Annotated in this window: 17 protein-coding genes; 3 read left to right on the top strand and 14 right to left on the bottom strand. The window is 42.0% G+C overall.

Going from position 1 to position 20420, the window contains the following annotated elements:
- Window positions 1-2 precede the first annotated feature (2 nt).
- The 6 genes from NPA43_RS04610 to NPA43_RS04585 all read right to left on the bottom strand — a co-directional run bounded on the left by NPA43_RS04610 (window position 3) and on the right by NPA43_RS04585 (window position 6407).
- Window positions 3-818: an MIP/aquaporin family protein gene (locus tag NPA43_RS04610; RefSeq protein WP_099728213.1), complete on the bottom strand. Its 816-nt coding sequence runs from the start codon at window positions 816-818 to the stop codon at window positions 3-5.
- Window positions 819-1033: 215 nt separating this feature from the next.
- Window positions 1034-1591, bottom strand: a complete 558-nt coding sequence (locus NPA43_RS04605; protein ID WP_099728214.1) for a glycerol-3-phosphate responsive antiterminator — start codon at window positions 1589-1591, stop codon at window positions 1034-1036.
- A 179-nt stretch (window positions 1592-1770) separates the two neighbouring features.
- On the bottom strand, window positions 1771-3111 hold the full coding sequence (locus NPA43_RS04600; protein ID WP_249705458.1) for an aspartate aminotransferase family protein: 1341 nt from the start codon (window positions 3109-3111) through the stop codon (window positions 1771-1773).
- 252 nt (window positions 3112-3363) lie between these two features.
- Complete coding sequence (locus NPA43_RS04595) at window positions 3364-4956, bottom strand: PucR family transcriptional regulator (protein WP_099728215.1); 1593 nt, start codon at window positions 4954-4956, stop codon at window positions 3364-3366.
- A 28-nt stretch (window positions 4957-4984) separates the two neighbouring features.
- Window positions 4985-5902, bottom strand: coding sequence for an AEC family transporter (locus tag NPA43_RS04590; RefSeq protein ID WP_230030986.1), 918 nt, complete (start codon window positions 5900-5902; stop codon window positions 4985-4987).
- An 88-nt stretch (window positions 5903-5990) separates the two neighbouring features.
- The gene (locus tag NPA43_RS04585) at window positions 5991-6407 is read right to left on the bottom strand and encodes a VOC family protein (protein ID WP_230030987.1); all 417 of its coding nucleotides are present in this window, start codon (window positions 6405-6407) and stop codon (window positions 5991-5993) included.
- Window positions 6408-6574: 167 nt separating this feature from the next.
- Between NPA43_RS04585 and NPA43_RS04580 the strand changes: the two genes are divergently transcribed.
- Window positions 6575-6991: a hypothetical protein gene (locus tag NPA43_RS04580; protein WP_099728218.1), complete on the top strand. Its 417-nt coding sequence runs from the start codon at window positions 6575-6577 to the stop codon at window positions 6989-6991.
- A 45-nt stretch (window positions 6992-7036) separates the two neighbouring features.
- Here the strand turns inward: NPA43_RS04580 and NPA43_RS04575 are convergent, their stop codons facing one another.
- The 3 genes from NPA43_RS04575 to NPA43_RS04565 form a co-directional block, all read right to left on the bottom strand.
- Complete coding sequence (locus NPA43_RS04575; protein ID WP_099728219.1) at window positions 7037-8575, bottom strand: bifunctional GNAT family N-acetyltransferase/carbon-nitrogen hydrolase family protein; 1539 nt, start codon at window positions 8573-8575, stop codon at window positions 7037-7039.
- 15 nt (window positions 8576-8590) lie between these two features.
- Window positions 8591-9256 (bottom strand): HAD family hydrolase, encoded by a 666-nt coding sequence (locus NPA43_RS04570; protein WP_256499432.1) that lies wholly within the window; start codon window positions 9254-9256, stop codon window positions 8591-8593.
- Between the two features lie 309 nt (window positions 9257-9565).
- Window positions 9566-9916: a DUF5365 family protein gene (locus NPA43_RS04565; protein ID WP_371930224.1), complete on the bottom strand. Its 351-nt coding sequence runs from the start codon at window positions 9914-9916 to the stop codon at window positions 9566-9568.
- 109 nt (window positions 9917-10025) lie between these two features.
- On the opposite strand from NPA43_RS04565, the gene NPA43_RS04560 reads away from it, so the two are divergent.
- The gene (locus NPA43_RS04560) at window positions 10026-10934 is read left to right on the top strand and encodes an RluA family pseudouridine synthase (protein WP_230030990.1); all 909 of its coding nucleotides are present in this window, start codon (window positions 10026-10028) and stop codon (window positions 10932-10934) included.
- Between the two features lie 41 nt (window positions 10935-10975).
- On the opposite strand, the gene NPA43_RS04555 is transcribed toward NPA43_RS04560, so the two are convergent.
- The 3 genes from NPA43_RS04555 to NPA43_RS04545 all read right to left on the bottom strand — a co-directional run bounded on the left by NPA43_RS04555 (window position 10976) and on the right by NPA43_RS04545 (window position 17968).
- Entirely contained in the window at window positions 10976-11542 is a 567-nt protein-coding gene (locus tag NPA43_RS04555) for a class D sortase (RefSeq protein WP_256499431.1), read from the bottom strand.
- Between the two features lie 52 nt (window positions 11543-11594).
- A complete protein-coding gene (locus tag NPA43_RS04550; protein ID WP_256499430.1) occupies window positions 11595-14501 on the bottom strand; it encodes a 5'-nucleotidase C-terminal domain-containing protein in 2907 nt (968 codons plus the stop codon).
- 86 nt (window positions 14502-14587) lie between these two features.
- The gene (locus NPA43_RS04545; RefSeq protein WP_256499429.1) at window positions 14588-17968 is read right to left on the bottom strand and encodes a CheR family methyltransferase; all 3381 of its coding nucleotides are present in this window, start codon (window positions 17966-17968) and stop codon (window positions 14588-14590) included.
- Window positions 17969-18112: 144 nt separating this feature from the next.
- On the opposite strand from NPA43_RS04545, the gene NPA43_RS04540 reads away from it, so the two are divergent.
- Window positions 18113-18757, top strand: coding sequence for a spore coat protein (locus NPA43_RS04540; RefSeq protein WP_256499428.1), 645 nt, complete (start codon window positions 18113-18115; stop codon window positions 18755-18757).
- A gap of 25 nt (window positions 18758-18782) precedes the next feature.
- Here NPA43_RS04540 and NPA43_RS04535 read toward each other — a convergent pair whose 3' ends face one another.
- Window positions 18783-19658, bottom strand: coding sequence for a hypothetical protein (locus NPA43_RS04535; RefSeq protein ID WP_099728226.1), 876 nt, complete (start codon window positions 19656-19658; stop codon window positions 18783-18785).
- 156 nt (window positions 19659-19814) lie between these two features.
- Window positions 19815-20321, bottom strand: coding sequence for a YhcN/YlaJ family sporulation lipoprotein (locus tag NPA43_RS04530; protein ID WP_099728227.1), 507 nt, complete (start codon window positions 20319-20321; stop codon window positions 19815-19817).
- Window positions 20322-20420 lie beyond the last annotated feature (99 nt).

Here is a 20420-nt window from a genome sequence, read left to right as displayed (position 1 = left end):
CCTTACATACTTTCATTTACAGCATTTGTTTGGTTTTTCGTAGAGACATAGAGTCCTAACAATACCACAACTAAAATAACGCTTACAATCCAAAAGGCTGGAGTGACGTTCGCTTTAAAGGCAGCATTGTAGAAAACACCGCCAAATGCACCGCCTAAAATGGGACCAACAACAGGAACCCAAGCATATTTCCAATTCGATGGACCTTTACCTGGAATCGGCAGAATCGCATGGGCAATTCTTGGACCTAAATCACGTGCAGGGTTGATTGCATAACCAGTTGTTCCACCTAAAGAAAGACCAATCGCTACAATTAAGAAACCAACAATCAGCGGATTCACTCCGTCTGCAAATTTATTTGCACCAATCGCTAAGATTCCTAGAACCAATACAAATGTACCGATGACTTCACTGAGTACGTTTGCAAAGGTATGCGGAATCGCAGGACCAGTTGAGAATACACCTAGTTTTGCACCTGGATCGTCTGTTGCTTTCCAGTGTGGTAAGTAATGTAAAAAGACAATAATAGCTCCGAGTAATGCGCCAAGCATTTGACCGACAATATACATTGGAACATCAGCCCAAAGAAAACTTCCTTCTAGAGCAAGACCAATTGTCAGCGCCGGGTTTAAGTGTGCCCCGCTAATTCCTCCAGTTGCATAGGCTGCAATGGCTACTGCAAATCCCCAACCGAAAGCGATTACAATCCAGCCGGACTGATAGGCGAGCGATTTCTTTAGATTTACGGCCGCACACACACCGCCTCCAAAAATAATGAGCAGCATTGTACCTACGACTTCACCCCAAAATGGTGTCATGAAAAATTCCTCCTCTGGTTCAGTTGCCATCCCCTATGAATGTGTAGAAAAGATAAAGAAAAAAGATCCACAACAAACATACTTTACATCAGGGTCATTTGTCACCTAGTAAAGCGCTGTTGTGGATCTCCGTTTCTCCATCACATGATATTAACTTAGTGCTATAGTATCAGAGGATGAAAACGTTGTCAATCAATTTTCACATTTTATCTTTTTCACTTTTGGAATGCTTTCCAAAGGTCTGTATTCGATGTCGTCACAGCTGTTGCTCCTGCTTCAAGCGCTCTTTCCACATCTTCTTTTGTTCGGATAAATCCCCCTGCAAATATTGGTATTCCCGTTCTTTCGCGCACTTCTGTAATTAAATCTGGCACGACACCCGGCAATACTTCTATAAAATCCGGACGATGTTTCCCGACAAACTCCATGCTTTTTTCCATCGCACTTGTATCAAGTAAAAACATTCGCTGAATCGCATATACCTTTTTTTGCTTAGCTTTCACTATGACAGAAGACCTAGTAGAAATAATTCCTGCCGGCTTCATTTCCTGACAAATAAATTCCGTTCCATATTCATCATGTTTGATCCCGTGAATGAGATCGACATGGACAAACATTTTTTTGTGATGGGCATTCGCCTCATTCATGATGCCCTTAAGCCTGCCTAAGTGAACATCAAGTAAGACTCCATATGTAAATGGACTTTTTAAAAATTCCTCAAATTGCTTCATATTACGAACAGCAGGTAAAATGGGTTGATCATGAAAACTCATATGCCGTCTCCTTCTAAAGTGTATTGGTTCAGCCTTCTCCTTACAGTAATAGAATCTCTTCTTTTTTTCAATACACCTAGTGTGCCCGATTGCAGGTTTCACCTAGCAACTTGATGAAGATATCTTATTTGTCGAATGAATAGATCCCGCACATAGAAAAAAGCAGAGAAGTCTCTCTGCTATAGCTGTGCCATGCTTTCTTTTAAGGTGTTGATGATAAATGCCGCGTCTTCGTCTGTAATATTTAGTGGTGGTGCAAGCTGGGCAACGTTATTATAGCCAGCGGCCGTATCACCATTTTTCCCAATGATTAAACCGCGTTTTTTACATTCTGCAATCAATTGACCGACAACACTAGGATCAGCTGGCTTTTTTGACTGTTGATCCTGCACAAGCTCAACCCCAAACAGCAAGCCTTTTCCTCTGACATCACCGACAAATGGATGTTCTTTTAACCCTTGCAAACGTTCGAGCATGTCTCGACCAAGTGTGTCAGAACGTTCCACTAATTGCTCATTTTCTATGATATTTAGGTTGGCAACTGCAACCGCACAGGAAGCAGGGTGACCGCCAAATGTATTGACATGACGCAGCCGGTCATACGTATCTTCTCCTGTATAGGCTTCATAGATTTCCCGTTTGACGCATGTGGCAGAAAGCGGTAAATAGCCGCTTGTGATCCCTTTTGCCATCGTAATGATATCTGGCTTCACTTCCTCATGCATAAAACCAAACCGCTTTCCTGTTCGGCCAAAGCCGCATATCACTTCATCCACGATGAGGAGCGCTCCATGAGCTTCACAGATGTCTTTGACCTTTTTCAAATACCCTTTTGGCGGCATTAGGATACCGCCTCCCGTAATAATCGGCTCCATGATGACCCCAGCAATGGTCTCACTTAATTCCCACGTCATCGCTTGATCAATCGCAGCAGCACTTGCCAAATTCTCTTGGTCCTCTGGATGCCGATACAGATCAGGAGGCGCGACGTGGATGAAGCCCTGCCCTAATGGTTCATATTTATATTTACGCTGCGCTTGACCCGTTGCAGCAAGAGCTGCTGCTGTATTGCCGTGATACGATCGATATCGGGAGATGAATTTTGTTCGTGTACTTTCTCCCTTTTGCGCATGATATTGTTTTGCAATCTTAAATGCGGTTTCATTGGCTTCAGAACCGCTGTTGGAAAAGAAGATGACATAGTCACCCCCAAGCCATTCACTTAGCTTCTCAGCCAGCTGAATAGCTGGTACATGGCTTTGTGTAAGCGGATAGTAAGGCATCGTATTTAATTGCTTATACGCCGCTTCTGCAAGCTCTTTTCGGCCATATCCGGCATTTACACACCAAAGGCCTGACATCCCGTCTAAATATCGATTCCCATAAATATCTGTCACCCATGCGCCTTCTGCCTCGTGAATGACCATGCTTTCATTTTCTTTGTTTGTCCCTTTCATATGATGCCAGATCAACTGATCATCTTTTGCCTGAAGATTTTGAGCTTGCTCATGTATTTTCATCATCCCACGCCCCCATGTATCCGTTTTCATCATTAAAGAAGCTTAGACCAGTACAGTACATTGCCTCTTCATTCATTATATGGATGAAAAGTGAGGCATATGAAACTGAAACAAGGCCGCCTCTAAGAGAGACCAATTGTTACTTTCATTATAAAAAAGGGGCCGGGCAGATTACATTAGACAGATCGTCAACTGATTGAAAAGAACCATAAGACATTCTACTTGCTGCATTCGTAAATCTAACAAATCTCATTAACGGCGATTCCCTTGCAAAAATTCATAAGCAAGAATCGCAAATTCAAGCGCCTGGCGTTTCGGTGCTTGCATCATATCCTCTCCAAGCAAAGCATGCAATTTATCCAATCTATGATAAAGTGTCTGCCTGACAATATAGAGCTGGCTTGCTGTTTCTTTTTTAGATCCGTTCGTCTGCAAAAAGATATTCAGCGTTTGATAGAGCCTCCCGTTATTTTGCTTATCATATAAAATCACCGGCTCTAAATACTCCTTTACCATGCATTCTAATAGACCGCTTTCCTTCATAACAGGCATGAGACGGAGCAGATGTAAATCTTGATAAAACGGGCTTTCCACTCGGTGCGGCATTACTTTTTTTAAATGGAGCACTTCTTTCGCTGCTTGAAAGCTTTTTCTCATATGCAAAAACTGTTCACAATATTGACCGATGCCAAAATTGATTACGGTTCCGCGAGGCTGCTCACGATCATATAATTGCCTCATTTCATTTGCTGCCTTCTCTACTCGCTCCTTCCAGTCCTCTACCTTTCTCGTGTTCAATAAAATAAACAAGGTTTGTCCTTGATGCTCATAAGCGATCAGATGGAAACCGGCACGCTGAAAGATGGAACGGCAAGATACGAGAAAGTAAAGATTTCCTGCAATTTCTTCGATTTGATGATGTTTTTGAAAGAGCATGACTACACAGCCGGTTGGTTTTTTCAGTCCTTCCGTTTCTTCAAGATGCTCTAAAATGTCTCTTTCTGTATGCTCTTCTTGGAACCATTTTTGCAGCCATTCATTCTCTTTTGTCTTCTTCAGTTCTTCAGTATAAAGCTCTCTTAAGGTTTGCTGGGCAAGGGCATTCGCTCCCTTATCCATCACGAGCAGTTCAAATTCTGAGAGTGTGTTCGATTGATGAATGAGCACAAGATCTGCAAATGTCTGTTTGAGTGCGAGGACTTGTTTTTGAGTCACTTCGTATCCTTTTGGCAAGGAAGCATACTGCAAATAATTCATGACAAGCTCTTCAGTTTGTTTGGAAGAATCACATAAAATAATCGGCTCGCCTTGAACGGGTATGAGTAAAAGAATTCCTCTTAAGTGCTGATACACTTGATCTAAAATATCCATCTGCGGATGAGGTGTCAGTAAAAGCTCATTCAGCTTTGATGATAGTGCTTCTAAGTCGGCCATCATTTGATACTGGCGCTCGATCATCATCGTATGAAGATGCTGCGTGATGTTGACGAATTTCACTTCTTTTGTAAACAGAATAAGTGGAAAATCTCTTTCTTCTGCATAGGCCATCAGTTCTTCCGGCACATCGAAGCGCAGCGGAACAAATTCAATACACAAGCCGGCTGCACCTGAGTCAATCAGCTGCCTTAAAAACTCTTTAAACACATCCAATTGATCATGGAAACCTGCGGCCGTTGTTAATATAAGCTCGCCTCCATTTAACAAATCCTCTACAGCAGGCACTTCTAACACATGTATCCATTTGACCTGCCGAAACAGTCCCTTTTCCCCAGCTAATACTTTCGCATGCGTAAAATACTTCGTTTTCAACACATCACTCACTTGAAAATGAACATCTGTATTCATTCATATGTCCCCCTTTGTTTGCCGTCCCCTATCCCAGAGGGTGCATGGATAAAATCCATAATAAAACAGGTAAAGTGACGATACTTAAGATTGTACTGAGAAACGTTGTGCTTGAGACAAACTCAGGCTTCGTTCGAAATTGTACAGCCATCAGCGTTGTATTCGCTGCTGTCGGCATGGCTGCAACTAAGACCATAATTTGTTTCACCAAATCATCTACCGGTAAAATGAGCGTAAAGCCGAATGCGATCAGTGGTGAGATAAACAGCTTCAACAGCACAGCATAGGAAATATTTCGATACTCCACTTGTTTAAAAGAAATCACTGCCAGCTGCATGCCTAAAATGAGCATAATCGTCGGTATGGCCGCATCCCCAACAAGCTGAACACCCGTCATAAGCTCTTTAGGTAATGAAAGGTCAATCAGCTGAAATAATAGACCGATGAGTGCCCCATAAGCAACCGGCATCCGCAGCACTTTTTTCAAAACGACCCTTAGATTTCCCGCATCCTCTCCGCCCTTGGCTGCATAATACATGCCGATTGTACTCATGACAAGCTGCTGAAGAACCATTAAAACGATTGCTATATCTAAGCCAGCTGCTCCGAAAACAAGCAGGACAACGGGCGTACCGTAATTCCCATTATTCATAAATGCTGACGACAGAATCATGGCACAATACGTTTCATTCGAATAACCATAAATCCGAGATAAAATGAAGACACATAAAACAAGTGAAAGGCAAAGCCCTACGACAAAAATGGACAGGTACACATAGTCCATCGATACTTTGTTTTGATAAAAGGTTTCAAACGCAAGAAATGGTGACATTAAATATAAAGACATTGATGAGAGCGTATGTATGTCAAAACCAATTGCCTTCTGCCCGATATACCCTATGAGGAAAATGCCGAACACTGGCATTAAGACAAGTAAAAACTCCATGCTGCACCTACTTTTCTCTAGATGAATTCCTTATTCCTGTTGCTTCCTCATTATCATACCACTGATAAACAATAAAAAAGAAGCACCCTTATGAAAGGCCGCTTCTCTCCTCATCCATATAGAACACTTCCCACAAATGACCATCAAGATCCTGAAAGCTCCATCCATACATGAAATCATGATCCTGCTTTTCCTTAAACGGCGAACCGCCTGCTGCAATCGCTTGCTCTACCAGCTCATCAACCTCTTCTCTTGAATCGACCCGCATCGAGATAATCACCTCAGATGCCTGCTTTGCATCGACCAATTGTTTCTCTGAAATGGATTGAAAATGCTTAAGGGATAACAGCATGACAGTGATCGTGTCGTCAATGACCAAGCAAGCGGTCTGATCATTCGTAAACTGCTGTTGGAAGTCAAAGCCCAGCTGCTCAAAAAAAACCCTTGATTCCTTCACATGCTTTACCGGCAAGTTGATATACAAATGTTTCGATTGTCGTCCCATATTCCTCTCCTTTTTGAACCGATGATCTCCATTCCAGTATATTCGTCTTTTGCTTCGGCATCCCTTTGTCACATGAAAAAATAAGCGTCAAGACCCATTACCTTATTTTAACAAAAATGTATAATGAATCTCGAACACAATACTAAATGAACTAGGAGGTTTTCATTATGAAAACAATCGCAAAATCTTTGATGCTCTCCACTACTGTCCTTTTATTCGCTTCACCATTGACACAGACAGCTGATGCTGCATCTATTCAAACTAAGCAGGTCACAACAGAGAGTGATTTTCAGCTTCCTTCAATCACAGACACAATTAAACAAAACATTGAACAATCTTTTCAAAAACAAGAAAAATGGTTACAAAAATTAGAATTGATTGCAGGACAAGAAAAGCGTGAACAATTTGAACAGTTTTTCAATCAACATGTAGGACCTGATTTAAAAAGTCTTTTAGAAGAACCGGCTCTTACATGGAAGCAGGTAGATAAAACGATTTATCAATCTCTGATCAAATCAGGTGTTCCATTTTTAGCTGCCAAAAGCTTTGCTCACATTGCTACATCAGCATTAAAGAAAATGTAAACATAACAACAAGCGCCTCGCATCATAACGGGGCGCTTCTTTTCATTATTTCTTATATTCAATATGATACACATCTCTTCTACGGTCTTTCAGCTGACGTACCGTTCCATCTTGCCGCTGTCTTCTCAAAATTTCTAAATCAACATCACCAACGACAACCATTTCAATATTTGGATTACATTCTCCTACAATCCCATCTCTTGCAAATTCAAAGTCAGAAGGGGCAAAAATAGCAGATTGTGCATATTGGACATCCATATTTTCGGTTTGCGGAAGATTTCCGACAGTTCCAGAGATGACTGTATAAATCTGATTTTCAACCGCTCTAGCCTGTGCACAGTAACGCACCCGTAAATAGCCTTGGCGGTCTTCTGTACAGAACGGAGTGAAAATAATTTTTGCTCCTTTGTCAGCAGCAATCCGAGCAAGCTCAGGAAATTCAATATCGTAGCAAATTTGGATCGCAATTTTGCCGCAGTCAGTATCAAATACACGGACTTGATCACCGCTTGAAATTCCCCACCATTTTCTTTCATTTGGTGTGATGTGGAGCTTATATTGTTTTTCAATCGTTCCATCACGTCTAAATAAATACGCAATATTGTAGATTTTCCCTTCCTCTTCAACGAAGTGGGACCCACCGATAATGTTAATGTTGTACTTCACAGAGAGATCTGTAAACAAATTAATGTAGTCCTCGGTATATTCCGTGATCCGTTGTACCGCAAGACTTGGTGATCGTTCTTCTAAATAAGACATGAGCTGTGTCGTGAAAATTTCTGGGAAAACGGCAAAGTCAGCCGACGCATCTGATGCGACATCAACGTAATACTCCACCTGATTCATAAATTCTTCAAAGGAATGAATTTGTTTCATCGCATATTGAATCACACAAATTCGAACCGGGAAGGCCGATTTATAATATCTTTTCGATTGCGGACGATAATCGACATTGTTCCATTCCATTAACGTCGCATATGTGCTAGACGCTTTATCATCCGGCAAGTAATTCGGATTGATCCGCATGAGACTAAATTCATTTAACAGCTGAAAAGATAAAACTGGATCATAAATTTGGTGGAGCATCACCTGCTCCACATATTGGCGAGGCGTCATTTCCTGTTGATATTTATGATAATTCGGGATACGTCCGCCAATGATGATGCTTTTTAAATTTAATCTTCTCGCTAAATCTTTTCTAGCTTCATACAAACGATGACCAATTTTCATGCGGCGGTACTCAGGACTAACCATCACTTCGATTCCATACATGTTCATTCCATCTGGATTATGATTCGTGATGTACCCATCATCTGTAATGTCCTGCCAAGTGTGCCGATCATCGTATTCATCAAAGTTAATTAATAAACTTGAACAAGAGCCAATGATTTCTCCCTCAAATTCCGCACAAAACTGTCCTTCCGGAAAATGCTCGAGATGACTTTCAAGATGCTCTCGTTTCCAAGGATCCATGCCCGGAAAGCATACCTCTTGCAGCGCAATGATTCGGTCAATATCTTCTTCCCTGATATTACGGATCACCATTCTTTTTTCAAAACGCGTTAAATCTAGTTTTTCTGCCATGACGTCTTTGCCCCCTTACTGGTCCTCTTTTTCAAGCTGATGGAATAGCTGGAGCAATTCGATTTCAGCCATGGATTCTAATCTGACATCATATTCTTCAAATTGCAGCGTGCTCGTCACTTTGTTTGGCACGATGACACATTTCATGCCTGCTCGTTTGGCAGCAACTGAGCCATTCACAGAATCCTCAAATGCCACGCAATCTTTCGGCTCTACACCTAAGCAGCTTGCGGTTTGCAAATAAAGTTCTGGATTTGGTTTGACTTCTTCCACATCATCAGCCGTGCGGATACATTCAAAGTAATCGAAAAGACCAATTTGCTTCAGGTGATCAGACACCCATTTATAATCTGAGCTGGAGGCAAGTCCAATCTTAATCCCTAGCTCCTTAGCTGCTTCTAAATAAACTTCTACGCCTGGTCTTGCTGATTCGTCCTTCATTCTCTTTTGAAAACGGGAACGCCGGTCCGCTGTGAGAGCCTCATGATCTAGCGTCTTCCCTAACTGCTCTTCCAAATATTCAAATGGCTTAAAGCCTGCCTGCGTCCCAATCACATTACCCCATACAGAAAGAGGCAGCTCCGATTCATGCTCCGCAAACATTTCCTGTAAAACTTCATATTCATGTGTTTCTGTATCTAAAATTAATCCGTCAAAATCAAATATAATCGCCTTTACCAACGAGGCCACTCCTTTTTTTACGAAAGTCTGAAACATGATACTCACTGCTATCATATCGTGAATAAAATTGACTTTCAAAGATGAATGTCTGCTAAAATGATTATGTATAAAAGGAGCCTGCATCGTTTTGTCAGGCTCCTATCATGTTCGATACATTCTGCAAGAGGTCCAAGCGCTCCGATTCGTGGAGAAATAAGCAATGTTGAAAAAGAGCGGGTTTGGTATTACAGATTTTGAAGGTTTCTCCGTTCCCTTAAAAATAGTATGTGCGACCACCTTGTAAGTTAACAAGGAAGTTCACACCAACTTTTACGCATTTTGAAGGTGGCGGCTCACAAAATCGTCTAAGTCAAACGGAAAAGAAAAGCCGCACGCATTGACCTGCTCACGGTTCCGCTCGAATAACTCACGATCTTGTTTTGTTACATGACGTTTAGGTTTTAAAATAATGGTATGTAATAGCTGAAGACCCGATAAAATACGAAAAGCATCATCCATCGTCCCGTTATAAACCCCATCAATGAATGTAAGCGGGCGCTGTTTTTGAAGCGCTTCCTGCTGCTCTTCATTGACAACATGGGATAAAAGATCTTCAACATCCTTTGATATTTCTTCAATTGCCTGCTCCTGCAGGTCTGTAGCAGCTTTCATTAATCTCACGTGACATCTACCTCTCTGTCGTTATTTCTCCATTCAGAATAGCACAGAAAAAAAGGCGTTCGCCAAGGTAAGTGTTTCCTATATATACCCAAAGAGAGGAATCGATATCATGTCAATAAAAGGACACACGCTCTCACTAAAAGTAGGTGAGCAGCAGCATGGCGCTTCATTGAGTCATTTTTTAAAAACAGAAGTGTCTGCTTCTAAACCGATCATCCATTTTTGGATGGAGCATCATAAAATACGTTTAAACCAGAAGCCTGCCCTTCACGCAGCAAAAGTCAGTACAGGTGACCAGATCATCATCGATTTATTTGAAACGGAAGAAAGTGATGTCACGCCAGAATATGGTGAATTAGAGGTGCTCTTTGAGGACGAGCATTTATTGATTGTGCAAAAGCCAGCTGGTCGACCGACGCACCCGAATGAAAAAGGACAAATGGGCACACTGGCCAACCTAGTCGCCTTCCACTTTCAAGCAAATGGGGAAGAGAAGCGGGTGAGACATATACACAGGCTTGATCAAGACACAAGCGGCACCGTCATTTTTGCAAAGCACAGGCTAGCACATGCTGTCCTTGATCAAATGCTTTCTAAAAAAACGATTAACAGAACATACATCGCCATCGCAGAAGGACTGTTCAAGAAAAAGAAAGGCACCGTCAATGCGGCAATCGGCCGTGACAAGCACCATGCAGTCAGACGGAGAATCTCTCCTACTGGACAAAGTGCTGTGACTCATTTTCAGGTCATTGAAAACAATAAACACCTACAAATGACAGCCGTCAAGCTTCAATTAGAGACGGGAAGGACGCATCAAATTCGTGTCCATCTTAGCAGCCTCGGGCACCCTTTAGCTGGAGATACATTATACGGGGGTATACGTGATCGGATAAAAAGATGTGCCCTTCACGCCAAAAAAATAGACATGAAACACCCATTTACAGGTGAGCATCTCACCATAGAGGCGCCGCTTCCACCTGATATGGCAGAGCTAATGGACAAGATCATCCATTAAACGAACAAGAGCCTGCATATGAACAGCAGGCTCTTGTTCCATTATGCAGATGCTCTTTTTGCATAAATAATGTACCGCTCTGGTGCATTGCCGACAAAATGGAATGGATAGCATGTAGTTAACACCAGCTCTTCTTTTTCATTCTGCAAGGTGATAATGGATGTATCATGCTGATTCACAATTTTCGTATGCGTGATTTCATAAACAAACTCACCATACGGCACAGTGATTTTCAGCTGATCCCCAATGTCCAGCTCCCCTGTCCGGCGAAACACCGTATCCCGGTGACCTGACAGAACGATTTGTCCATTCTGATCAGGGTAATAACTGCCTTTATAATGCCCTACTCCTTTGGCAAGGTCGTCCGCATCTGTCCCCTCAACAATGGGAAGATCTGCTTTTAATTTCGGAATCGTCAAGATGCCAGCAGCTTTCCCCATTTGAGGAGCAAACTGCTTCTTTGATATCCCTTGATCGACCGCTACGGCCTTCTTCGCTTCTTCTAATGATTGTGCTGTGTGAAGATGAGTAGAGGCGATTTGCCAAATTCCCCAGCCGAGCAGGACAATACCTGCTGTCATCACAGTAAGTGCCAGCCACTTTTTCATGCTTAAGCTCCTTCGTTTGATGAACCATTACATTTTATTTAGATGATACCCTTCAGCTTGCTGCTGCCTTTTCTTCTTGTTTTGCTTTTTGAATGCGTCCCTCTTTTTGATACACAATGGAAGCACCCTCAAAGCTCTTCACAAAGGCAACGGTTGCTTCTAAATCTTCTGGGCCCGTTTCAGGGTTTTTCCCTAGCCGGCCTATCGGCGCATATTTACTTCCAGTTGCGGTTGCCATGAAGTTATTCACCGTGAGTGTATACGTTTGATCGAAAGCAACGGCTGAACCATCTGGCAGCTTCAAGTCGACTACTTGATATGTTAACGGATCATAGGAATATGAAAAACCCGAAATGCTATAATCTGGCCCAAATTGAGGAGATATTTGTGCTTCAATGATCTCAACCAAGTCCTTCCCCTTAATCTCCAGCTTGACTAAAACATTGCCAAATGGCTGAATATTAAAGAGATCTCCCCAAGTAATCGGCCCTTTTTCGAGGTTTTGCCTGATGCCACCGCCATTCATCATGGCAAAGTCACTTTTCATTGAATATCTCATGCCATCCGCAATGAGGTTACCGAGCGGTGTATCTCCATCATTTGAATACCCGCCTTCCATTTTTACGCCTGCTTCTCCCACAACCTCACTAATGATTGGCTCAACTTCTTTTCCGTAATGAGCTAAAATGGCGGCTGCTTCCTTGTCTTTTTCAATACTAGATTGGTCTACATACTGGATATTGGCACTCTTTTTCACAATGTCCTTCGTTTTCCGGTCAAGTGTGACACTCACTTCGCCAATGGCTTTCCCATATTCAAAGGCTTGAACGATTAGTTTCCCATTGACTTCTCCATTGACCACTTCGTGATTATGTCCTGCAAAAATGACATCAATTTCATCATCACCTTCTTTGGCAAGCTTCGCACTCTCCCCAGTAATGGTATCGCCATTTTGAGAGGCTGTCATATGAGCCAGCACTGCAATGGCTTTGACCCCTTTTTGCTTTAGTTCCGTCGTTGCTTCATTGACGGCTTTCACTTCATCTGTAAACTGAATGTCTTTAATCCCTTCTGGCATCACCATTCCTGCGGCTGACTTCGTCACAACACCGATAAATGCCACAGGAATTCCTTCGACATCTATGATTTCATAGGCAGGTAAAAGCGGTTTGCCAGTATCCTTGTATTCACAGTTCGCACAAACGAGCGGAAAGTTCTGGCCATCATACCCCTTTGTGCCTTTAGGGTGATCTCCGCCATTTAAGATACGCAATAGCTCGTCTACGCCTTCATCAAATTCATGATTGCCGACCGTGCCAACATCAAAGCCAATGTTCTCCATGAGTTCAACTGTTGGTTCATCTTGCAGCAGAGAAGATACCGGAGAGCTTCCACCAATCATATCCCCTGCATGGACCGTAATTGTATTTTTGTGTGCTGCTTGTTTTTGTTTCATATATGCCGCCACATAATCCATTCGTCCGTACATTCCTTTACTGCCATCACCTTTTATATCCAGCTCGTATTCTTGATCGATTTTACCATGTAAATCATTTATGCTTAAAATCGTTAATGGTACTTCGCTGGGTTCCTCTGCCGGCTGATATCCAGCCTGCTCTGCTTCCTCTTTTGAAGCAAAAAAGACACGTTTATCTACGTCTACGTCTTTCCAGTTTTCAGGGGATACATAGGTTTTCGCAGATGAATCACCGACATAACGTGCGAGTCCTTTTTTCTGCTCGCGTGCTCTAAATTCAAACGGCTGTTCCAGCAGAGGATCCGCTTCGTTCCAAATACCCAGCCCTTTTTCCTTCGCTTCTTTAACTGCTTGTTGGAACGTATGATAGTCTTTTTCATCTCCAACTGGCCAGATGAAATAAGTGGGAGCATATCCTTTTTTCAAAAGCTCTAAATTCGTATTGACCCCTTTTTTGGTTTTCACTTGAGCTAGCAGACGTCCGTAGCCATCCTTCGCTTCAGGGCCAATTTTTAACGTGACTTTATCACCGCTTGAAAGAAGCGTCTTTAAATAGTCAGTCGCTTGCTGTCCAAAGCGCAGTTGATTTTGATCTAATTCATTTTTTGGCTTATGATAGGTTTCAGGCGTGTCCATATTCACAAAGCGCACCTTGGTTGTACCTAGCACAGGCTTTTTTAAATGAATGGTATCTCCATCCACCACACGGTCAACCGTTGAATGATATTCTTTCTTGATTTTCGGCGGCTTTGGCTGGCGTTTCAGCAGTTTGACATCATCCTTGTGTCTTGGAAGCATCTGCAGCGTATCGTACCTGCTTAAAACCCCTGTAAACTCATACCATTTCCCTGTCTTCACCTGATCAATGGCACCTGTATCAGCCATCACTCTAAGGATAGTACTGTGATATTTTTTATCTATGATGACCACATTATATCCACCGCCAGCAGGCTGATCCGGCTTTGATTCCACGTAGCCTTTTACCTTCACGAGTCTTCCTTCATATTTACCTGCCTGATCCGTTTCCAGTTGTTGAATGGAGACTCGTTTCGGCGCTGGCAATGTTTGATTCACAGCATCTACCTTCAGGCGGTTTTGAACTGGCACAATTTCGATCAGCCCTTTATAAGACGCAACCTTGCCAGTCACCGTCACCTTCATGCCGGCTTTCAGTTCCGGGAAACTTTTAGGCTGCGCTGAATAAATATTGATTCCAGCTGTTTTGTCTTGAATATATGTTGATAGTTTCCCATTGCCTATAGCGGATTGATCTGCTGTCACAATTCCGCTCACCGTAACCGTCTCTCCTATCAGCTGACGGGCTTTCTTGATATTCATTGGCTTCATTTGTTTCCACACAGTTTCCTTCTTCTCAGATGCCCCTGCCTGCTCTGCTGCCATCATGCCAGGCAGTAAGGATTGCAGACTAAAGATCACCAAAACCAAACAACAGATCATTCGAATTGATAGAATACGTTTCATTAGATCTCTCCCCTTTGAACTTCATCTCTCATAGTGTACAAAGTAAATATTGATGTTGAATGGATTTCATGTAAAACTTATCTCCATCAACTCATTGGAAACGAAATAATCACCCGTGTCCCCTCAAAGCTTTTGCTTTCAAAACGAATGGTGCCGCCATGGCTTTCAATGATTTTAATGGTCATCATCAATCCAAGGCCCGTCCCTTTTTCTTTCGTTGTATAAAAAGGTTCACCCAGTTTCCCCATTTCGTCTTCTGGTATGCCCTTTCCTTGGTCTTCAAATATCAACATCATTTGATTGTTTTTCAGTACCGAGGTCACTTGGATGACACCTGTCACGCCATCCATGGCTTCAATTCCGTTTTTAAGGATGTTCAGGAAAACTTGTTTCAATTCATTCGGTATGCCTTGAATGTTTGGCAGTGACGGAGACAGGTTTTTTTGAATGGACACGCCTTTTAAGACCGCCTGCGATTCAACGACCATGATGACTTCTTCGAGCAGAAGATTGACATGTACCGGCTCGAATTTCACAGATTTGTTTCTAGAAAGCACTAGGAATTCGTTAATAATCGCCTCAAGCCGATTAAACTCTGACATCATCACATCTGCATAATCCTTTTGATACTTTTTACTTTGAATCATCAGCTGTAAAAATCCCTTTAACGACGTAAGCGGGTTACGTATCTCATGGGCAATGCCGGCTGCAAGCTGGCCTACTGCCGACAGCATCTCAGACTTCATCAGCATTTTCTCTGACTGCTTTTGATTTGTAATATCCTCTGAAATACGCATCACGGTTGCCTGCATTTTGTTAGGATCATCAATTCGATGTAAAGAGACTCTCTCCCATCGTTCGCGTCCTGACAAATCGTGAAAGTACAGCTCACCTGTCCAGCTGCCATCTCTTAAACAAACCTCCCATTGCTTCGCTAAATCGTCACATTGACATAGCGAATGGTAGACAGAAAAAATATCTTTGCCGATAAGGTCATATTCATGCTGCTGTACAAACTGACAAAAGCGCTGATTCACACATTGGATAGTGCCTTCCTCTGTTGCGACAACAATATGAATATGGCTGTTATCAAGCGCTGTCACCGCAAGATGAAGTGACTGTTTCATTTTCGTCATTTCCGTCATTTTGATCCATGTCATCACCGCCCCCTCATGATCCTGATCATAGATAGGTGTAATGTGAACAGTGAATTGTTCTCCTTCGTTCGTTTCAATTTCACGTTCGATCACGCGCCTGTCCGATATGACGGATTGAATATCATGATAAAGCGTTTCCTGCGTTAGTTTCTTAGCCATCGACTGAAAGGATTGCTGGTGCCTTATTTGAGCTGAAGTAAATAAAGAGGCAGCTGTAGGAGTGTAATAGCGAATATTCATGTCCCGGTCCACAAACAACGTCGCAAGCTCTGGCTTCACAGAGGGGCGGTACAGTTCTTCTCTTGTCACCTTTAAGTTGTTTATGATATTAATAAAATGTTCGTGTTTTTTCTCAAGCTCCTCTATTTGCGTGTTTTTCGCTTTTAATTGAGCCCTTGCCTCTTGCTCTTTTTGTTTGACTTCATTGAGTTCATTTTCTAAATCGACAATACGCTGTTGATAGACTGAATTCTGATCTAGCATCCCTTTGTCCCTGCCGTTCTTTTGATTTTCTCCTCTCTCATTCATCCGAATAAGAATGACGTATACTCCCTTAAAACGGCGGTCAAAGCTTTTCACGGTAAAATCTGCATACTGTTTTCTGCCTTTTTCCGAAATGAGGACGTGCTGAAACACAACCTCTGTCTCATCTGTCCACACCTTTTGAAAGGTTTGGTTCAACATCTCTTTCATATAATCAGGTATCACATATTCACATGATTGATCTGGCACTTCTGTATGCTCTAGGAAAGAATAGGCACCCTTCGATATCGCCAGGATTTTGTCACAATCATTGATCACCATGCATGCGTCATAATCCTTCCTCACTTCTTGCATATATTGTGCAGCTCGCTCTTTTAACTCCACATAACGAGCATCATGTGTACAAGGTACATTGTATTTAGGAACGTTTGAATGGGTGTAAATGTTCCACTTTTCATTGAATAAATGAAACAAATGAGGGATATTGGGTACAGTTTCATTTGGCCCTAATATCAACATCCCTTGATCATTTAAAGCATATTGGAATCTGGACAACACTCGTTTTTGTATTTCTGGCTGGAAGTACATCAGAACATTTCGACAACTGATAAAATCGAGGTGGATAAAAGGTGAATCGATCAATAAATTGTGAGGAGCAAAGACAATATGTTTTCTAAGCGACTGCTTCACAATAAAAGCGTCACCTTTTTTTTCGAAATATCGCACCCGCCATTTTTCCGGCATTCTTGCCATAGACTCTACCGAGTAAAGACCTTTACTAGCCATTTGAATCGCTTTCCGGTTGATGTCTGTTGCAAACACTTGAAGTTCAATGGACACTTGTCTTCGCTTCATTTCTTCTAAAAATAAAATCGTAAAGGAATAGGCTTCTTCCCCTGTGGAACATCCCGCAATCCAAATGCGGCATGGAGATTTCCCGTTTTTCATCGTATTTTCAATGATCGACGGAATGATCTTATGTTCACATACTCGAAAGGCCTCCATATCCCTAAAAAAAGAAGTCGTGCCGCTTAGAAGCTGTACATGTAAACGGTCAAGCTCATCTGGTTCCCTTTCTAATAAACGATCGTACTCTGATAATAATGAAATCGGTTGTTTTGCACTCCGCATGCGTTTTTGAATGACAGTGAGCATCCTTTTCTTTTCATAGGTTGAAAAGGCAATTCCTTTATACATTTCAAGACGTCCAATTATTCTGAGCAAGACGGGATCTGCATCATCGACATGCGGGACATTGATGATATTGGCGATATATGCCGCAAGAATTGAAGGATCTTTGAATGTTTGATGATACATGCTGTCAAAACCACTTTCTATCTCACTGCATGATAAGGCTGTACCGCCTTGCTCCACCAATTGAAGCAGTCCGCTCCCCACACAATGGCCTTTTTGAAAAAAGATCGCAAAGGCCTCTTCCTTTTGCACACTGGCAAGTGACTGAAAAAGCGAGTCGACAGAGCAGGCCTTGTTCGTTGGAAGCTGCTCTGATACGTGCAGCCGCTTGTCTTCTGTTAACATGACAAACGCATGCTGCGGACAAAAATAAATCATATTTTTCATGACTTTCTCACCATGCTTAATCGTTTTAGCCCGGTAGCCAATCGGTAAAACAAGTGATTCCAAATCAGTGATACAATCGCCCGTCACATGATTTTGTACAACAATAAAAGAGGCATTTAATTCATGTGGAAACGATTGAAAAAAAGCCTCAAGATGATGCTGTTCAAACGGCGAAACACCGATGCCAATCACTGGTGCCTGCACATGTTCGTCTTCTGTCAAACGATTAATGATTTTGTCCTGCATCTGGTACCCCCATGTTCATTCGTCTGATACTTTTTTTCGACAAAAAGGAAGAAAACCCTCTAATTGTAAATAATGTTTTTTGCATGAAATAAGGAAAACATCCTCACATTAAAACAGAACATATAAATAGAAGGAGGAATCTCTATGCAAAACGATCAGCAGTCTTTCGTTCAAGGAAATGCTCAGCAACCTGAATTCAACCATGGTGGGCATGAGTTATTCGATTTACATGAAATTTTAGCAGGCACGATTAATATTTTGGATCAATACATGATCTTTCGGCAATTTATCCAAGATCCTGCATTATCCGACATCTTAGATCGACAATATCAATTCGTTTTGTCGCAGTACAATGTCACGGTAGATTGTTTTTCTACTGGACAAAAGCCTAGTGAAGAAACAACTACTTATATGATGAAAGAACAAACACAGGTGTCATACGGAATTAAACCATCTCAGCCAAAGAAGCCGAATCAGTCATTGCAGGACGTAAAAGACGCAGGGATTACAGGGCATATGCTCGGCCTCGTTAAATCACATGCAGGATTACTTTCAATGACCGCGTTAGAGGTAACAAATCCTGTGGTTAGACGTGTGCTTGCCGCGCAAATTCCGAACTTTATTGAAATGGCATATGAAATTTTCTTATATCAAAACAAACATGGCTACTATCAAGTCCCGCAGCTTTCTACGCAAGACATGCAAGCCATGACGTCTACATTCGCCCCAATGCAGGGCCAAGTTCAAATGCCTCCAAGCAAAGCCAATCAGCAAAAGCCGCTTCATTAAAAAAACGGCTGACCCCTTTCTCTGGTCAGCCGTTTTTTCTTTGATACATCACTTTAAACTGTTCTTCAAAGTCAGTTAGCCGCTGCCCTGTCGCCTGTTCAAAGCCTCTATCAAATCGGCCCGTTTTCGCCGTTTCCTCCATGATCTCATGTATGATGTCTCGTCCGTAAAGCTGGACCAGCTCATAGATCATATAGTAGCTTTGTAAATAAACATCTGTCTCATACGTCATCCGAGAGTCTTGCCAGTCTTGATCAGAATGAAGAGATTGAAAAGGAACGACGTCGAACCGTTCAGACGTGGCATTTAACACGTCATAGGCCGTCCATTCTGCTGTTCCTTCATGGAACCAAAGAGGGAAGATCACTGGAGATACCTTGTATGCATGCACCTTTTCATAGAAAACAAAATGAGCATACTCATGAATGAATAACGTGTTGAAAAAGTATAAAGGCAGTGTCTCTTTCTTCAACAATTCTTCCCGTTTATCTGGGTATAACCCAATCATTTGATCATAATCAGAGTAAAAGCCCGTAATATGCTTGATGCCGGCAAATTGTTCGATCGTGTCTTTATCATCAAAATAAATAATGTCTAAAGGTTTGTCAGGTTCAAACTGAAACACTGACGCTGTCCTCTTCTTTGCCTGATCCAGGGCCTCTATTGTCAGATCCACAAACACGTCCTCTTCCTCTGCATAGTAAATTCTGATATGTTCATAGACTTGCTTATTGAGTCCTTCTGTTAAGACCGTTTTAGGAGAAGACTGCTGCTCTAAATAATGTCCTGTCAGCTGAAACGCAACATAAATCAAGTACGCGGTGAACGCATAAAAAATCAAACCTGCTGCAATCATTCCGCTTACAAGTTTTTTATGAATCAATGACGATTTTGCTTTCATTTACTCCCCACCTGAATTCATCCTGCAACCTCTTTCTCTTTCTATGAAAAAACAAAGATCAACAAGAGGTGATATATTTTTTACTTTATGCAGTCAGGTGCGCAAGGTGCGGTTCCAAACAAAAAAGCCGCATATGACATACGGCTTTTGTCGTAGCTATTTTGATTCAGGGAAGACACGTCGAACAGTTTCAGTAAATTCATCGAAAAATCCTGAAATTGGCTCTCCGCTACTAATACGTTTTCCATATCCTTGCATACGATCAACAAAGTCTGGATTAGCGGATACATACACATTATCGATTTGTTGATCCGTTGATTTTACTTTGTCAGAAATTTTCTTTTTCAAATCATCTGTCACATCGCCGTTTTTATTACCTTCAAGCATAACGGCAACAAATGCATTTTTTCCTGTGACAAGCACGTTTGCTGTTTTCACTTCAGACATGTTGGCTACAAGCTCTGACGCCTTGTCTGCCACTTTGACTTTCTGAGGTGTTTGAACATTTGGCTGATCCTGTCTCATGTTGTCGTTCTTATATGTGACATTTTCATACTGTCGATTCATTGTTCCTCTTCGCTCATCGCCTTGATTGTTCATTCCACACCCAGCAGTGATCAATGTTGGAACAAGTAGTAAAGAAAGCATCCATTTCCTATTCATCAATTATTCCCTCCTTTTGTTCATAGGTTTTTCATCCAATCGACTTTTTATGCACACATTTCTATTTCATCAAAATGAATTCATAATTCAGCCTACTTT

It is taken from the genome of Bacillus pumilus (assembly GCF_024498355.1).
GTDB classification, from domain to species: Bacteria; Bacillota; Bacilli; order Bacillales; family Bacillaceae; genus Bacillus; species Bacillus pumilus_P.
Note: the sequence above shows the minus strand (reverse complement) of the source record. Positions and strands in the feature narration are given on the sequence as shown.

What these genes read in the sequence shown, in the direction of transcription:
- NPA43_RS04555 (WP_256499431.1), bottom strand. Translation starts at nt 11,542, where the DNA reads ATGAAAAAGTGGCTGGCACTTACTGTGATGACAGCAGGTATTGTCCTG.
- NPA43_RS04530 (WP_099728227.1), bottom strand. Translation starts at nt 20,321, where the DNA reads ATGAATAGGAAATGGATGCTTTCTTTACTACTTGTTCCAACATTGATC.
- NPA43_RS04535 (WP_099728226.1), bottom strand. Translation starts at nt 19,658, where the DNA reads ATGAAAGCAAAATCGTCATTGATTCATAAAAAACTTGTAAGCGGAATG.
- NPA43_RS04560 (WP_230030990.1), top strand. Translation starts at nt 10,026, where the DNA reads ATGTCAATAAAAGGACACACGCTCTCACTAAAAGTAGGTGAGCAGCAG.
- NPA43_RS04590 (WP_230030986.1), bottom strand. Translation starts at nt 5,902, where the DNA reads ATGGAGTTTTTACTTGTCTTAATGCCAGTGTTCGGCATTTTCCTCATA.
- NPA43_RS04585 (WP_230030987.1), bottom strand. Translation starts at nt 6,407, where the DNA reads ATGGGACGACAATCGAAACATTTGTATATCAACTTGCCGGTAAAGCAT.
- NPA43_RS04575 (WP_099728219.1), bottom strand. Translation starts at nt 8,575, where the DNA reads ATGGCAGAAAAACTAGATTTAACGCGTTTTGAAAAAAGAATGGTGATC.
- NPA43_RS04580 (WP_099728218.1), top strand. Translation starts at nt 6,575, where the DNA reads ATGAAAACAATCGCAAAATCTTTGATGCTCTCCACTACTGTCCTTTTA.
- NPA43_RS04550 (WP_256499430.1), bottom strand. Translation starts at nt 14,501, where the DNA reads ATGAAACGTATTCTATCAATTCGAATGATCTGTTGTTTGGTTTTGGTG.
- NPA43_RS04540 (WP_256499428.1), top strand. Translation starts at nt 18,113, where the DNA reads ATGCAAAACGATCAGCAGTCTTTCGTTCAAGGAAATGCTCAGCAACCT.
- NPA43_RS04610 (WP_099728213.1), bottom strand. Translation starts at nt 818, where the DNA reads ATGACACCATTTTGGGGTGAAGTCGTAGGTACAATGCTGCTCATTATT.
- NPA43_RS04545 (WP_256499429.1), bottom strand. Translation starts at nt 17,968, where the DNA reads ATGCAGGACAAAATCATTAATCGTTTGACAGAAGACGAACATGTGCAG.
- NPA43_RS04595 (WP_099728215.1), bottom strand. Translation starts at nt 4,956, where the DNA reads ATGAATACAGATGTTCATTTTCAAGTGAGTGATGTGTTGAAAACGAAG.
- NPA43_RS04605 (WP_099728214.1), bottom strand. Translation starts at nt 1,591, where the DNA reads ATGAGTTTTCATGATCAACCCATTTTACCTGCTGTTCGTAATATGAAG.
- NPA43_RS04600 (WP_249705458.1), bottom strand. Translation starts at nt 3,111, where the DNA reads ATGAAAATACATGAGCAAGCTCAAAATCTTCAGGCAAAAGATGATCAG.